Origin of the sequence: Pseudomonas sp. A214 (genome assembly GCF_900156295.1) — a bacterium.
GTDB lineage: Bacteria > Pseudomonadota > Gammaproteobacteria > Pseudomonadales > Pseudomonadaceae > Aquipseudomonas > Aquipseudomonas rhizophila.
In genome coordinates, this window is sequence record NZ_LT707062.1 from 802,168 (window position 1) to 816,879 (window position 14,712).

Sequence of the window (14,712 nt, forward strand, 5' to 3'; positions counted from 1 at the left end):
AGGGAGTTACTGGTTAGAACAGTAGATGTGGAAGGCGATAGAAAAAGGCTATAAATTCGATAGCCTGCTATTTTTCTAGGATGGTCTACCCTCATTTCAGTCGTCTGAAACAAGGGGGATATCTCATGCTCGCGCAACTTCCACCGGCCTTACAGAATCTGCATTTACCGCTTCGGCTGCGGCTCTGGGACGGCCATGAGTTTACGTTGGGTGCCGACCCCAGCGTCACGATCGTGGTCAAGGACCCACAAATGGTCGCGCAATTCACCCACCCCAGTCTGAACGCGCTGGGTGCGGCGTTTGTAGAAGGCAAGCTGGAACTCGAAGGTTCGATCAACGAAGTCATTCGCGTCTGTGATGAACTGAGTCAGGCGCTGATGGAAGACGATGGCGCGAATCAACCCGTGCGTTCAGTTCATGACAAGGAAACCGACGCCAAGGCGATTTCCTATCATTACGACCTTTCCAACGCGTTCTATCAGCTGTGGCTCGACAGCGACATGGCTTATTCCTGTGCCTATTTCGAGACCGGTAGCGAAACCCTCGAACAAGCCCAGCAAGCCAAATTCCGCCATCTGTGTCGCAAACTGCGTCTGCAACCCGGTGATTATCTGCTGGATGTGGGGTGCGGATGGGGTGGTTTGGCCCGTTACGCTGCCCGGGAATTCGGCGCCAGGGTCTTCGGCATTACCCTCAGCCAGGCGCAACTGACCCTCGCTCGGGAACGGGTCAAGGCGCAGGGGTTGGAGGATCAAGTGGAGTTGCAGTTGCTCGACTATCGGGACCTGCCCCAGGACGGTCGCTTCGACAAGGTGGTCAGCGTCGGCATGTTCGAGCATGTCGGTCATGCCAATCTCCAGCAGTACTGCAAAACGCTTTTCGGCGCGGTTCGCGAGGGTGGCTTGGTGATGAACCATGGCATCACCGCCAAGCACACTGATGGCCGCCCGGTCGGACGTGGCGCGGGCGAGTTCATTGAGAAGTATGTGTTCCCCAATGGCGAGCTGCCGCACCTGTCGATGATTTCCGCCCAGATCAGCGAAGCGGGGTTGGAGATTGTCGATGTGGAAAGCCTGCGCATGCATTACGCCCGCACGCTCGATCATTGGAGTGAGCGGCTGGAAGACAACCTTGAGGCCGCCGCCAAAGAAGTGCCGGAGCAAGCGCTGCGGATCTGGCGGCTTTATCTGGCCGGATGCGCCTACGCATTCGCCAAGGGGTGGATCAACCTGCACCAGATCCTGGCGGTGAAGACGCACGCCGATGGCAGCCATGAATTGCCCTGGACTCGCGACGACATCTATACCCCTTGATCAGATGTGTGCCACTTAGAGTATCGGGGAAATAAGCCGGGCGATCCGCATGCCGATCTTCTGCAGGCGGTGGGTCTCCCGGCTTTCCTGTTTGTCTATTTCCAGCGCTTGGGCGAAGTCGTCCTCGAGCATCTGCTCGACCTGAGTGGCGAACGAAATATCCACGGTCAGTAGCATCACCTCGAAGTTGAGCCGGAACGAACGATTGTCCAGGTTGGCGCTGCCGATGGCGCTGATTTCCCGGTCAATCAGCACGACTTTCTGGTGCAGGAAGCCCGGCTCATAACGAAACACCCGCACGCCGGCCCGTACGGCTTCGAACGCGTACAGGCTCGACGCCGCGTAGACGACCTTATGGTCCGGGCGTGAGGGCAGCAAGATGCGCACGTCTACCCCGCGCAATACCGCCAGGCGCAACGCAGCGAATACCGCTTCATCAGGAATGAAGTACGGCGTGGTGATCCAGACACGTTCGCTGGCCGCATGGATCGCTTCGACAAAAAACAGTGAACAGGTTTCGTACGCGTCGGCCGGGCCGCTGGCCAGCAACTGGCAGAGTACGCCATCATCCGGGTACGCGTCCGGCAGGATGAGCGGCGGCAATGAGCGGGCCGCCCAGAACCAGTCTTCAGCAAACGACTCTTGCATGCTCGCCACGACGGGCCCGCGTACTTCCACATGGGTATCGCGCCATGGCGCCAAGGGCGGCTTTTCACCCATGTACTCATCGCCCACGTTATGGCCGCCAACGAAACCCAAGACGCCGTCCACCGCGACGATTTTGCGATGGTTGCGAAAATTGACCTGGAATCGGTTGAGCCAGCCGCTACGGGTGGCGAAGGCTTTGACATGGACCCCACCATCACGCAAAGCCTGGACGTAGCGGTGGGGCAGGGAATGGCTGCCAATGCGGTCATACAGCAGATACACCGCAACACCTTCGGCGGCTTTCTTCAGGAGCAGCGTTTTCAGACGTTGACCGAGGCGGTCGTCGTGGATGATGAAAAACTGAATCAGCACGGCTTCCCGGGCACTCTCAATGGCCTCGAAAATCGCCTCGAATGTGGCGAAGCCATTGATGAGCAAGCGCACCTGGTTGTTCGCCAGGCACGGCGTGCGGCCCAGCTTGGGCATCGCCCGTAACGAGGCGTAGGCCTCAGAGGCGCGGGCGGCGAGGGCTTCTTCGACCCATGGCCGCCAGTTCAGCTCGGAAACCGCTTTGCGCATTTCTTCGTTGGCTTGCCGGCGCGCCTTGATATAGCCGTCGAACGTGCTCCGGCCGAAAACCAGATAGGGAATCAATGTCAGGTAGGGGATAAATACCAACGACAGGGCCCAGGCGATGGAACCCTGAGCGGTGCGCACCGTAAGCACCGCGTGAACGGCGGCGATGGAACCCAGAGTGTGAAGCAGTGCGATCAGGTAACCGAAAACATGCGGGCCGAAGTAATCCATGGGGCAGCCTTGCTCCTGAAGTTTCAATGCTTAACAGACCATGTTCCACGACGGATGTCGCTAATTAATTCACTCCTGCCGAGCCTGAACCGAAGCCTGTGGGAGACGTCTAACGGCCACCTGTCCTCTGGAGTGCTTGTGATGAAAGTTTGTCTGCTGGGTTTGGCCCTGACGATTGGTTTGTCGGTTTCTGTGGCGGCTCAGGCGCAGATGCTTCAACCAGGGTTGTGGGAACTGACTACAAGCAATATGAAGGTCGACAACCAGAATCTGCCGGACCTGCAACTGATTCTTGGCCAACTGCAAAACCAGATCACCCCGGAGCAACGGGCGATGCTGGAAAAGCAGGGCATCACCATGGGTGGCAAGGGTATTCGCGTATGCCTGACCCCGGAGCAGGTCCAGACCAATGACATTCCGCTGCAAGACCCGCAATCGGGGTGCAAGCAGCAGATCACCGAGCGCACCGGCAATCAGTGGAAGTTTCGTTTCAGTTGTCCGAAAGCCCAAGGCAATGGGGTCGCGACATTCCAGAGTGATCGGGAATTCACTACGGCGGTGAACGGCACATTCAATGCCACCGGCATCCAGCAGAACGGCAGCCTGGACACTCGCGCCGTGTGGCTGGGGCAGGATTGCGGGACGGTCAAGCCGAGGGCTTGAATCCCGCTCTGGCGTACATGACCTGATTGATCTGTGGCAGCAAGGCTCGTGCGCGTCGCGAGCAAGCTTTGCTCCCACGGAAGTTCGTTCAAGGGCGCTTGCAAATCATGGCCGGCGCAACGCGTCGTACAACGTATTCAGGTTGTACTCGAACAGCCCGATGAAGGTACTGGCCGGTCCGCTGGCCGCCAGCGCATCGGAGTACAGCGTGCCGCCGATGTGCGCACCGCTTTCAGCCGCTATCTGCTTGAGCAGGCGCGCGTCCTTGATGTTCTCCATGAACACGGCTTTTACTTTTGCTTGGCGTATCTGGGTAATCAGCGCCGCGACATCGGCGGCCGAGGGCTCCCGTTCAGTGGACAGCCCCTGGGGCGCGATGAACTCAATGCCATAGGCCTGTCCCAGGTAGCCGAAGGCATCGTGGGACGTCACGATCCTGCGATTGCCCGGTGGCAAGGCACCAAGCTTGGCCTTGGCATCGGCGAGCAGCGCATAGATCTTTTTCAGATACGCCTGGCTGTTACGTTCGTAGTCGGCCTTGTGGGCCGGGTCGGCGGTTTCCAGCGCCTTGGTGATGTTCCTGACGTACAGCTCGGCGTTTGCCAGGTTATGCCAGGCATGCGGGTCGGGGACGGTCTCGCCCTCTTCATCCAGCGAACGAGGAATAACGCCGCGACTGGCGCTGATCACCGGTGCGCTGGTTTCGGTGCTGGTGACCAGGCGATCCAGCCACGGTTCAAAACCCAGACCATTCTTGATGATCAGTTTGGCGCTGAGCAACGCCTTAGCGTCGTCTGGCGTGGGTTCGTAAGTGTGGGCATCCGCGTCCGGCCCCACCAGGTTGGTGATCTGGATATGCTCGCCGCCGACCTCTTGGGTCATGTCGGCAAGGATGCTGAAGCTGGTCACCACTTGGAGCTTTTCGGCGGCAGACGTGGATAAGGACAGCATCAGACTGAACAGCACGAGCAGAACGCGCATCGGGAAACACCTCATTGGGATGTGAGTAAAGGCGGGCGACGCAGCAAACCGTGCACCGGACCGAACACTACGGACAGCAGATATAACGCGCCCGCCACCAGTACGATGGCCGGCCCGCTGGGTAGCGAGAAGTGGAATGACAACAGCAGTCCGAGCCACACCGACACACATCCAAGCAGCGCCGCGACTCCCATCAGAACCGGCAAACGGCGGCTCCAGAATCGTGAAGCGGCAGCCGGCAACATCATCAAACCGACCACCATCAGTGCACCGATGGCCTGGAAGCCGATGACCAGATTCAGCACGACCAAGGTCAGAAATACGCCATGGGCCAGTGGGCCCAGCCGACTGACGGTTTGCAGGAAAAGAGGGTCCAGGGTGTCGAGCAACAGCGGTCGGTAAATCAGCGCCATCGCGAGCAGGCTGACCCCCGAAACCCAGAGCATGCCGGTAAGTGTCGGGCCATCTACCGCCAGCGCGGAGCCGAACAACAGGTGCAGCAAGTCCAGGCGTTTGCCGGCCATACCAAGAATCAACACACCGGCGGCCAGGGAAATGGGATAGATCGCCGCAAGGCTGGCGTCTTCCCGCAGACCGGTGCGACGGGTAATCCAGGCTGCCACCCCGGCCATGCTCAAGCCTGCACCGAGTCCGCCCAGCGTCAGGGCTGGCAGGCTCAGCCCGGCAAACCAGAAACCCAGTGCGGCTCCGGGCAAGATGCCATGAGCGACGGCGTCGCCTATCAGGCTCATGCGTCGCAGAATCAAAAACACCCCAAGCGGTGCCGTGCTGCACGCCAATACCAGGCCGCCCAGCAGCGCCCGGCGCATGAAGACAAATTCCTGAAAGGGTTGCCAGAGATGGGTGGCCGCGAGCATCAGGCCACCTGCGTGAGGGGTTGTTGGGAAATCAAATCGACACTGCGGCCCAGCGTGCAACCGGCCTGGCTGACCAATAGTGTATGAGGAATATGTTGGCGCACCGCAGCGAGATCATGACAAACCACCACCAGGGTGCGGCCTTCGGCATGCCAGCCGTGAAGGTGTTTCCACAGTAGCGCCTGGCCTTGTTCGTCGAGGGCGGCGTGGGGTTCGTCGAGCAACAGCAGGGGCGCTTCAGCCAAACTCAAACGGGCGAGAAGGGCGCGTTGCAACTCGCCTCCCGACAACGCCATTAACGAGCGATGCTCCAGGCCATCCAACGCCCAGTCTTGCAGTACGGCTTTCAAGCGATGGCGGCGCATCGCTGGCGTGTGCCTGCTCCCCCAGGATCCCGCCGCCACCAGCTCTTGCAAGCTGATTGGAAATTGCCGATCCAGATGTTGCTGTTGCGCCAGAAACGAGACGCTGCCGCGACGTGGAACATCCAGCACGACTTTGCCGGATAGGGGTTTTTGCAGGCCCGCCAGCACTTTCAGCAGGCTGCTTTTGCCCGCACCGTTGGCTCCGACGATGGCCGTCAGGCTTCCCGCCGGCCGCTCTATGTTCAACGGGGGTGTGAGGGGGTGGCCCGGGGCGCCCCAGCGCAATGACTGGCAACGAATCACAGTGCCTCCCTGACCCAACGGCTTTGTGCCACAGCGTCATGGGCATGCAAACTTTCGGCGTGCACCACTCGCACATCGAGGGAGGCGATATCGGGGGATCGCCTCAAAGCCATGCTCAGCCGCCGCGCGGCGTCTTCACAGAACATTAGGTTTTGACCATTGGCGAGGGCGAAGGCTTGTTCGTCTGCCCGTTTCACGGCGGTTTGTACGGCCGTGCCGAGGGCTGCTTCGGCTTCGTTGATGAGCGACAGCAGCGGCAATTCGTCGACGTCGCTGTTCAGTCTCAGCTTCACCGTGGCCGTGCTGCGTTGACTGTGAGGCGTGGCGAGGATGCCTTTTGATGAGCCTAGCCAGGCCAGGACTCCGGCGTGCTCGAGCGCTTTATTGGCAAAGTCGTCTACAAATTGCTGCTGGATTAACTGACGAGCGAGCGCGGCCGAGCAAGGGCAGGTGGACGAGTAGGCAATCTGAATGGTCAGTTCCACGTGGAACACATCATTTTTCAGGTGGGCCTCGATGCTGACCGGATAGCGCTTCCAGCCAGCCAGTGGGCTGACTAGCGCAGGGCGCTTGAACAGTAGATCGGTACAAATGCTCAGCGAGGCGGCGTCGGACAGACCGGCGTGACTGTCGAGGAATTGCTGGAGGATTCGGCGTAACAGCATGGGAGACAGCGCTGCGCTTTCGAGCAGCTCCAGCGCCAGGTACAAGCGTGACATATGGATGCCTCGGGCTTCACCGTCGTCAAGGCTGACACCGGCATCAGCGATCGCGTTAAGACGCTGACCGTCGATCAATACGGGTACCGCGATGCCGCACATGCCTACCCAGTCAAGGGCCAAGGCCTGGCGCGAAGCCTGCGCGGCAACGTCCGGCAGAGTGAACGCATTCATATTCAAGGTCCGTCATAGGTACACAACAAACGTTATACTATAACAGTATGCTCGACGAGCACTAGTTCATGAACGCAGTTTCATTTTGCTGGGTGTGAGGGCTTTTCGTACCGTTCCACGTGAAACATCAGCGTGGTGCGTCCTGGCAACCGCTTATGCGTCCGCATAAAAATTTCCCAGTGCTTCCACCCGAGCTCGAGAAACGGTTGAGTGTCGTCCAACCTACGCGCCGGCTGTATCCCACCCAGGTCTCTCCGTCAGAAGCTATTCCGGTAAAGAACGTCAGCTGGCCATAGCGGCTAGTGGTTTGTGCCCAATAGCGGCGGCCATTTACTTCAAATCCACGGAGATACAGGGTGTTTCCGGCCGTCATGACGCTGTAGGCATTACCTTGCCCATCGACACAGGCCAGTAAATTCGCGCTGCGAGTGCAGTTTGCCAACATAGGGCTCTGGGCTGAAGCATCTAGCGCCAATAGCAGCATCGGGCTTGCGAATACGAATTTCAGAAAACTGCGCATGTTTTTTACTTCAGACCGGTGGAGCCGAGAGGCTGGTTAAATGTTGTTGTTATACTATAACATTAAAAAGGCTTAGACCTTGAACCGAACCCAAGCCTGAAGAAAAGAGCCGCGACATGCATTCAACCGCATCAGCGCGGCCCGCCCGATGAGGATATACCTGGTGCCCAATCGTCTCCCTGTAACCGTGCTGTCCGGATTTCTCGGCGCCGGTAAAAGCACACTGCTCAATTACGTCCTGCGCAATCGCGACAACCTGCGCGTCGCGGTGATCGTCAACGATATGAGCGAGATCAACATCGATGGCAGCGAAGTCCAGCGAGATGTCACCCTAAGCCGGTCTGAAGAGAAACTGGTGGAGATGAGTAACGGCTGCATTTGCTGCACGTTGCGTGAAGACCTGCTGGAAGAAGTCGGCCAGCTCGCCAGGGAAGGCCGTTTCGACTATCTGCTGATCGAGTCCACGGGGATTTCCGAACCCTTGCCGGTGGCGGAAACCTTTACTTTTCGTGATGAACAAGGCCGCAGCCTGGCGGATGTGGCACGGCTGGACACGATGGTAACGGTGGTCGATGGGGTCAATTTCCTGCTGGATTTCCAGGCGGCCGAAAGCCTCGCTTCACGCGGCGAAACCCTGGGGGAGGAGGATGAGCGTTCCATTACTGATCTGTTGATTGAGCAGATCGAGTTCGCCGATGTGATTCTGATCAGCAAAATCGACCTGATTGGCCGTCACGAACGGGAGGAGTTGATCGCGATTCTGGAACGGCTCAACGCCCAGGCGCAGATCATTCCCATGGTTATGGGCCAAGTACCGCTGGAAAAGATCCTCGACACAGGCCTTTTCGACTTCGAGCGCGCGGCTCAAGCACCGGGCTGGCTGCAGGAGCTGCGCGGTGAGCACGTGCCCGAAACAGAAGAATACGGCATCGCTTCGGCAGCTTACCGGGCGCGCAGGCCGTTTCATCCCCAGCGTTTTTTCAGTTTTATCGACCGTCCGTGGACCAATGGCAAGCTCCTGCGCTCCAAGGGCTTCTTCTGGCTGGCCAGCAAACATGAGGAAGCGGGCAGTTGGTCCCAGGCCGGCGGCTTGATGCGACATGGATTCGCTGGGCGCTGGTGGCGGTTCGTGCCGAAAAGCCAATGGCCGCAAGATGAGGAAAGCACCGCAGCCATCCTGAAAAACTGGCTTCCCGCCACCGGTGATTGCCGGCAGGAGCTGGTATTCATCGGCCAGAATATCGACTTCACGCAACTGACCGCCGAGCTGGACGCTTGCCTGCTCAGTGACGCGGAAATGGCCCTGGGTGTCGACAGTTGGCGTTTGCTGCCGGATCCGTTCGGCCCTTGGCATGACGAGGCCGCAGCGTGATGCTGGCGCCCAGTCCGAAGCGGGAAGTGCCGGTACGCCAGGTTCAGGGCGATACCCCGCGGATCCTGACGCAAATTCTGGACGACGATACCAACCTGGCGGTCTGGCAACGTCAACTGCCGGCGCACATCAGTGATTTTGCGGCAATGGTGCTTTCCATGGATCAGCCTCTGGCCGAATCGCGGGTGCTCGACCTGCCGCACGAGGACGCGCAACCGGCACTGGACGGTCTCGCCGCAGGCTTTGGCGATCTGCATGGCTATGAAGGCTTCATCACCGATGTCTCCTGGCTGGTCAGTGCGTTTGCCTGCCTGCTGGGCGCCAAACGTGTCGGCCTGCGCCTGCGAACGCTGGACAAGGCCATGTGCCCGCGTTTTCACGTCGACCATGTGCCGGTACGGCTGATCGCCACGTACGCTGGCGTGGGCAGCCAGTGGCTAAAGGAAGGTGTGATGGATCGTCGATGTCTGGGGCAACCTGACGCTGAACCGGGTGACCCGCATGCGGTTCAGCAGTTTGCCTGTGGTGATGTGGCGCTGCTCAAAGGCGAGAAGTGGCATGGTAATGAGGGCATGGGCCTGATCCATCGCTCGCCGCAGCTGGCGCCGGGGGAGCGTCGACTGATCCTGACTCTGGACTGGCTCGCTTAAGGTTTGAGCCAGTTGCCCTGACTTTGTCCTTCACAGAAGGGCTGCAGATAGGCCGCATCGCTGGCTACGCCGTAATAGTGAATATCCTGGCGGTAGGGCATATTGGCGACCTGGGCATTGCTGCAGATGCCAAACGCGCCGCCAGGGCATTGATCGACGTACTGTACCTCGACTTTTTGTCCGGCAAGGTTTGGCTGGCAGAAGCCGTCGGCGAACAGTTTCTGCGGAATATTGCGGTTCTGCTGGCAGACTTTTACATCCAGCCGTTCTGCCTGGCTATGCACGACACAAGCCTGGGCCAGCGCCTGGTTCGACGTCAGCGCCAGTAAAAAACAGCCGATCAACCGCATGTTCACCTCCCTCGAAAGCCGCCGATTATGTTGCAGAACATTCCCACCCACGTCATCGCAGGCCCTTTGGGGGCTGGCAAGACCAGCCTGATCAAGCAATTGCTGGCGCAGCGCCCGGCGAATGAGCGCTGGGCGGTGCTGATCAACGAGTTTGGTCAAATCGGCCTGGACGCGGCGTTGCTGACCCAGACTGCCGATGGTATCGCACTGGGCGAAGTGGCCGGGGGCTGTTTGTGTTGCGTCAACGGCGCGCCATTTCAGATCGGCCTCGCTCGTTTACTGCGCAAGGCGCGCCCGGATCGACTGTTTATCGAGCCCTCCGGCCTGGGCCATCCGGCGCAGTTGATGCGGCAACTGAACGAAACGCCATGGCTCGGCGTGCTGGCGGTTCAGCCTTGCGTGTTGGTGCTCGATGCCCGAGCGATGGCGGATGGCACGCCGTTGCCCGACGCGCAGCGGCAAACTCTGGCCGATGCAGGGTTGGTGGTGCTGAACAAATCCGAGCACCTGAGCGAAACCGAACGCCTGGGCATCACCGCGCAACTGCCGGAGATTGCCTTGTACTGGACCCGACAGGCTGTGATGCCGATCGATCGACTGCCAGGTCTTGCGGCTCGCGGAAGCGGGGCTGTGGCTAACGTGAATCTACCCAAGGACGTGGGACAGATGCCGGCCGTCTGGACCGACCCGACATCGCCCATCTGCCTGTATCAGCAACAGGAAGGCGGCTGGAGTATTGGCTGGCGCTGGCATCCGAGTCAGCGACTGGACACGGCGACGTTGACGCGCTGCCTGCAAGGCTGCGGCTGGAAGCGGGCGAAGATGGTTATCCACAGCGCCGATGGCTGGGTTTCAGCCAATGCGCTGGAGGGCGCGACGCTGCGGTGGCAGGCCAGCGAGTGGCGCCAGGACTCACGAATCGAATTGATTTTTGATGAGCCTCAAGACGTGGCAGCGCTGCAAGCCGGCCTGGCGAACTGTCGGTGCCCGTGAGTCAGCCTTGCTTCAAGGCTTCCACTTGTTGTGTTCCTGGCGCCACTGACTCAACTCGATGACTTCGGCCCTGGGCCTGGTCTGGACCGGTTCGATCGGTGTCGGCGCTGACTCTTCGAACGGCATGGGATAAGGCGCCAGCTCGATTTGCGCGCTGTGGGCCCCGAACTGGGTAATGGTGCCCGAATGGCGCGATTCACCCGTAACGGTGAATTCGAAGTTATAGATACGGGCCAGGCGCCGGCGTCCGCTGGCGTCTTTGACGAACCCAATCTTTTTCAGCGCCACGTTGCCGTCCAGCAGCTCGATCTTGAGGTTGGCGCAATGTTGCATGACCCTCGCCAACGCTCGTTCGCGCAAACCATGGTTGTGCCACAGCCAGGCGCCGGCGGTAGCCAACAGCATCAGCACGAAAATATTTCCAAGGGTCAGCATGAACGAAGTGCTCCTACAAGTTGCTGTCAGCTTAACTGTGTCCCCGGTCTGTCGTACAGGTTGCGTTTAGTCGCATACTGCGCGGCTTGAATTTCATTCGTTTTACGGAAACATCCCGCATGAAACGTACCCCTCATCTGCTTGCCATCCAGTCCCACGTGGTCTTCGGTCACGCCGGTAACAGCGCTTCAGTCTTTCCGATGCAACGGGTGGGGGTGAACGTGTGGCCGCTCAACACCGTACAATTTTCCAATCACACTCAGTACGGACAGTGGACCGGCGACGTGCTTGCCTCTGAGCAGATACCGGCATTGGTAGAGGGGATCGCCGCAATCGGCGAGCTGGGCAATTGTGACGCGGTGTTGTCCGGTTACCTGGGCAGCGCCGCCCAAGGGCAGGCGATTCTGGCGGGCGTGGCGCGAATCAAGGCGTGCAATCCCAAGGCAATTTATTTGTGTGATCCGGTCATGGGGCATCCGGAGAAGGGTTGCATCGTGGCGCCCGAGGTGAGCGATTTTCTCCTGGAGGAAGCGGCTGGTGTGGCGGACATCATGTGCCCGAACCAGCTGGAGCTGGACAGTTTTTCGGGACGCAAGGCGCAGTCGCTGCTGGACTGCCTGGCCATGGCTCGCGCGCTCCTGACCCGTGGACCCAAAGCGATACTCGTCAAACACCTGGCCTATCCGGGAAAGCCGGAGGACAGCTTCGAAATGTTGTTGGTAACCGCCGACGGTAGCTGGCACCTGCGTCGTCCATTACTCGCATTCCCTCGTCAGCCGGTGGGGGTGGGAGACTTGACCTCGGGGCTGTTCCTGGCGCGAGTGGTGCTGGGAGACAGCCTGGTGGCGGCGCTCGAATTCACTGCCGCAGCCGTACATGAAGTACTGCTGGAAACCCAGGCGTGTGCCAGTTACGAGTTGGAACTGGTACGCGCCCAGGACCGGATCACCCATCCGAGGGTAAGGTTCGAAGCTGTACCGATCAGCCTCTGATCAACGCGAATCCCTGTGGGTGCGAGCCGGGCGGATCTGTTAAGGGCCGTCGGCTTTGATTTCCTGATAGCGCCTCTCCAGCTCCTGGCGAATTTGCCGACGCTGCTGGGCTTGTTCGTAACGGCGTTTTTCTTCGCTGTTCTGCGGTTGCAATGGCGGGACGGCGGCGGGTTTGCGCTGATCGTCCACCGCAACCATGGTGAAGAAGCAGCTGTTGGTGTGGCGCACCGAGCGTTCACGAATGTTTTCGGTCACGACTTTGATGCCCACTTCCATTGACGTGTTACCGGTGTAGTTCACCGACGCCAGAAACGTCACCAGCTCGCCGACATGAATCGGCTCGCGGAAAATCACCTGGTCAACCGACAGCGTCACTACATAGCGCCCGGCGTAGCGGCTGGCGCAGGCGTAGGCGACTTCGTCGAGGTACTTGAGCAGGGTGCCGCCATGCACATTGCCAGAGAAGTTGGCCATATCGGGGGTCATCAGCACCGTCATCGACAGCTGGGCGTTTCCGGGTTCCATAACGTACTCACGGTTCAAGGCAGCAATTTCGGGAGTGCACCTCTGCGGGTGCTGGAAGGTTTTCAAACTACCAGTATCGGGACGCTGCGCCCGTGGCAGCCGTCACGCTCCGGTGGATCTGTTTCCATATATTGCACTGTCTTTTTGTCGGAAGTCGCGGTGGTACCCTTCAAAAGCCCCTTGCGAGGGTATTTCCTACAAAGGAAACGGACTCGTCCAGCTCTGTGATGAGTCATTTGAACAGGGAGCCCCACCATGCATGCCATCAGTTTTATTCAAGACCTGGCGATCATCATGATGGCAGCGGGGCTGGTCACGGTACTCTTTCATCGTTTCAAACAACCCGTGGTGCTGGGTTACATCGTTGCAGGCTTCATCATCGGCCCGCATACGCCGCCTTTCGGTTTTATCCACGACGAAGAGACGATCAAGACCCTGGCCGAGTTGGGGGTCATCTTCCTCATGTTTTATCTGGGCCTGGAGTTCAGCCTGCGCAAGTTGTTCAAGGTGGGCGCCACGGCGTTCATCGCGGCGTTTCTCGAAATTGTGTTGATGATCTGGATCGGCTACGAAATCGGGCGCTGGTTCGACTGGAACACCATGGATTCGTTGTTCCTCGGGGCAATCCTGGCCATCTCCTCGACCACCATCATCGTCAAGGCCCTCAATGACCTGAAGATGAAGAACGAGCGCTTTGCGCAGTTGATCTTCGGGGTCCTGATTGTCGAAGACATCCTGGGCATCGGCATTATCGCCTTGCTGTCGAGCATCGCTGTCAGCGGAACGGTCAGCTCCGGCGAAGTGTTCTCCACGGTCGGCAAATTGTCGTTATTCATGATTGTCGCCCTGGTGATCGGCATTTTGCTGGTGCCCAGGCTGCTGGCTTACGTGGCGAAGTTCGACAGCGACGAGATGTTGCTGATCACCGTGCTGGGTCTGTGTTTCGGCTTTTGCCTGCTGGTGGTAAAGCTGGAATACAGCATGGTGCTGGGAGCGTTTCTGATCGGCGCGATCATGGCCGAGTCGCGGCAGTTGCTGAAAATCGAGCGGCTGGTGGAGCCGGTGCGCGACTTGTTCAGCGCAATCTTCTTCGTCGCCATCGGCCTGATGCTCGATCCGGTCATATTGCTCCAATACGCTTGGCCGATTGCCGTGATTACCACCGCAGTGGTGTTGGGCAAGATGCTCTCTTGTGGCCTCGGTGCGTTTATTGCCGGCAACGACGGGCGGACCTCGCTGCGAGTCGGGATGGGCCTTTCGCAGATCGGCGAATTTTCCTTCATCATCGCATCGCTGGGGATGACCTTGCAGGTCACCAGCGATTTCCTTTATCCGGTAGCGGTCGCGGTTTCGGTACTGACCACTCTGCTGACCCCGTACCTGATCCGGGCCGCCGACCCTTTATCGGTCAGGCTGGCTGCCGTTATGCCACAACGGCTGTCGAGGGTACTGGGAATGTATGGCGAGTGGCTTCGCAGCATTCAACCCCAAGGGGAGGGGGCGCTGGTGGCCGCCATGATCCGGCGGATTTTGCTGCAGGTGGGTATCAACTTGGCGCTGGTCATCGCGATTTTTATCGCCGGTGGCTACTTTGCCGAACAGATGTCGGCCTATCTGCAAGCCTGGATCAGCGACCCGAGTTGGCACAAAGCACTGATCTGGGGCGGGGCGTTGTTGTTGTCGCTGCCGTTTTTGATTGCCGCGTATCGCAAGCTCAAGGCGTTGTCGATGCTGCTGGCGGAAATGGGCGTGAAGCCGGAGATGGCCGGCCGTCACACCCAGCGCGTGCGTCGAGTGATCGCAGAAGTGATCCCGATCCTCTCGCTGCTGATGATTTTCCTGCTCTTGGCAGCCTTGTCGGCCAGTATTCTGCCGACCAACAAGTTGCTGGTACTGATCGCGGTGGTGGCCACGGTCGTGGCGGCATTGCTCTGGCGCTGGTTCGTCCGCCTGCATACGCGGATGCAGGTGGCCTTGCTGGAGACCCTGGACAATCATAAGGAATCGTCCGGGCATTGACCGGC

General features: G+C 59.3%; 16 protein-coding genes. 7 read left to right on the forward strand and 9 right to left on the reverse strand.

Annotated elements, in window-relative coordinates:
* Positions 1-125 precede the first annotated feature (125 nt).
* Positions 126-1,313, forward strand: a complete 1,188-nt coding sequence (gene cfaB, locus BW979_RS03630; RefSeq protein WP_047226679.1) for a C17 cyclopropane fatty acid synthase CfaB — start codon at positions 126-128, stop codon at positions 1,311-1,313.
* A 15-nt stretch (positions 1,314-1,328) separates the two neighbouring features.
* Here the strand turns inward: cfaB and cls are convergent, their stop codons facing one another.
* The gene (gene cls, locus BW979_RS03635) at positions 1,329-2,768 is read right to left on the reverse strand and encodes a cardiolipin synthase (RefSeq protein ID WP_047226680.1); all 1,440 of its coding nucleotides are present in this window, start codon (positions 2,766-2,768) and stop codon (positions 1,329-1,331) included.
* Positions 2,769-2,909: 141 nt separating this feature from the next.
* On the opposite strand from cls, the gene BW979_RS03640 reads away from it, so the two are divergent.
* Positions 2,910-3,431, forward strand: a complete 522-nt coding sequence (locus BW979_RS03640) for a DUF3617 domain-containing protein (RefSeq protein WP_047226681.1) — start codon at positions 2,910-2,912, stop codon at positions 3,429-3,431.
* A 105-nt stretch (positions 3,432-3,536) separates the two neighbouring features.
* On the opposite strand, the gene BW979_RS03645 is transcribed toward BW979_RS03640, so the two are convergent.
* From BW979_RS03645 to BW979_RS27730, 5 genes are all read right to left on the reverse strand, one after another.
* Entirely contained in the window at positions 3,537-4,412 is an 876-nt protein-coding gene (locus BW979_RS03645; protein WP_076383189.1) for a metal ABC transporter substrate-binding protein, read from the reverse strand.
* Positions 4,413-4,423: 11 nt separating this feature from the next.
* Positions 4,424-5,290: a metal ABC transporter permease gene (locus BW979_RS03650; protein WP_047226683.1), complete on the reverse strand. Its 867-nt coding sequence runs from the start codon at positions 5,288-5,290 to the stop codon at positions 4,424-4,426.
* A complete protein-coding gene (locus tag BW979_RS03655) occupies positions 5,290-5,958 on the reverse strand; it encodes a metal ABC transporter ATP-binding protein (protein ID WP_076383190.1) in 669 nt (222 codons plus the stop codon). The genes BW979_RS03650 and BW979_RS03655 overlap by 1 nt, the downstream gene beginning before the upstream one ends.
* On the reverse strand, positions 5,955-6,851 hold the full coding sequence (folE2, locus tag BW979_RS03660) for a GTP cyclohydrolase FolE2 (protein ID WP_076383191.1): 897 nt from the start codon (positions 6,849-6,851) through the stop codon (positions 5,955-5,957). The genes BW979_RS03655 and folE2 overlap by 4 nt, the downstream gene beginning before the upstream one ends.
* A 127-nt stretch (positions 6,852-6,978) precedes the next feature.
* Positions 6,979-7,371: a glutamine synthetase gene (locus BW979_RS27730; protein ID WP_076383192.1), complete on the reverse strand. Its 393-nt coding sequence runs from the start codon at positions 7,369-7,371 to the stop codon at positions 6,979-6,981.
* A gap of 163 nt (positions 7,372-7,534) precedes the next feature.
* On the opposite strand from BW979_RS27730, the gene zigA reads away from it, so the two are divergent.
* On the forward strand, positions 7,535-8,743 hold the full coding sequence (gene zigA, locus BW979_RS03670) for a zinc metallochaperone GTPase ZigA (protein ID WP_076383193.1): 1,209 nt from the start codon (positions 7,535-7,537) through the stop codon (positions 8,741-8,743).
* Positions 8,743-9,393: a DUF1826 domain-containing protein gene (locus BW979_RS03675; protein ID WP_076383194.1), complete on the forward strand. Its 651-nt coding sequence runs from the start codon at positions 8,743-8,745 to the stop codon at positions 9,391-9,393. The genes zigA and BW979_RS03675 overlap by 1 nt, the downstream gene beginning before the upstream one ends.
* Here the strand turns inward: BW979_RS03675 and BW979_RS03680 are convergent.
* The gene (locus tag BW979_RS03680) at positions 9,390-9,743 is read right to left on the reverse strand and encodes a hypothetical protein (protein ID WP_047226688.1); all 354 of its coding nucleotides are present in this window, start codon (positions 9,741-9,743) and stop codon (positions 9,390-9,392) included. The two genes, BW979_RS03675 and BW979_RS03680, sit on opposite strands and share 4 nt — an antisense overlap.
* 27 nt (positions 9,744-9,770) lie before the next feature.
* Between BW979_RS03680 and BW979_RS03685 the strand changes: the two genes are divergently transcribed.
* On the forward strand, positions 9,771-10,736 hold the full coding sequence (locus BW979_RS03685) for a CobW family GTP-binding protein (RefSeq protein ID WP_076383195.1): 966 nt from the start codon (positions 9,771-9,773) through the stop codon (positions 10,734-10,736).
* A 12-nt stretch (positions 10,737-10,748) separates the two neighbouring features.
* Here the strand turns inward: BW979_RS03685 and BW979_RS03690 are convergent, their stop codons facing one another.
* Positions 10,749-11,171, reverse strand: coding sequence for a DUF3301 domain-containing protein (locus tag BW979_RS03690; protein WP_047226690.1), 423 nt, complete (start codon positions 11,169-11,171; stop codon positions 10,749-10,751).
* A 119-nt stretch (positions 11,172-11,290) separates the two neighbouring features.
* Here BW979_RS03690 and pdxY point away from each other — a divergent pair, with 119 nt between their 5' ends.
* Complete coding sequence (gene pdxY, locus BW979_RS03695; protein ID WP_047226691.1) at positions 11,291-12,163, forward strand: pyridoxal kinase PdxY; 873 nt, start codon at positions 11,291-11,293, stop codon at positions 12,161-12,163.
* A gap of 39 nt (positions 12,164-12,202) precedes the next feature.
* Here the strand turns inward: pdxY and BW979_RS03700 are convergent, their stop codons facing one another.
* Positions 12,203-12,688, reverse strand: coding sequence for an acyl-CoA thioesterase (locus tag BW979_RS03700; RefSeq protein ID WP_047226692.1), 486 nt, complete (start codon positions 12,686-12,688; stop codon positions 12,203-12,205).
* Positions 12,689-12,943: 255 nt separating this feature from the next.
* Here BW979_RS03700 and BW979_RS03705 point away from each other — a divergent pair, with 255 nt between their 5' ends.
* Positions 12,944-14,707 carry a cation:proton antiporter gene (locus tag BW979_RS03705; RefSeq protein ID WP_076383196.1) on the forward strand — a complete coding sequence of 588 codons (1,764 nt, stop codon included), beginning with the start codon at positions 12,944-12,946 and terminating at the stop codon, positions 14,705-14,707.
* Positions 14,708-14,712 lie beyond the last annotated feature (5 nt).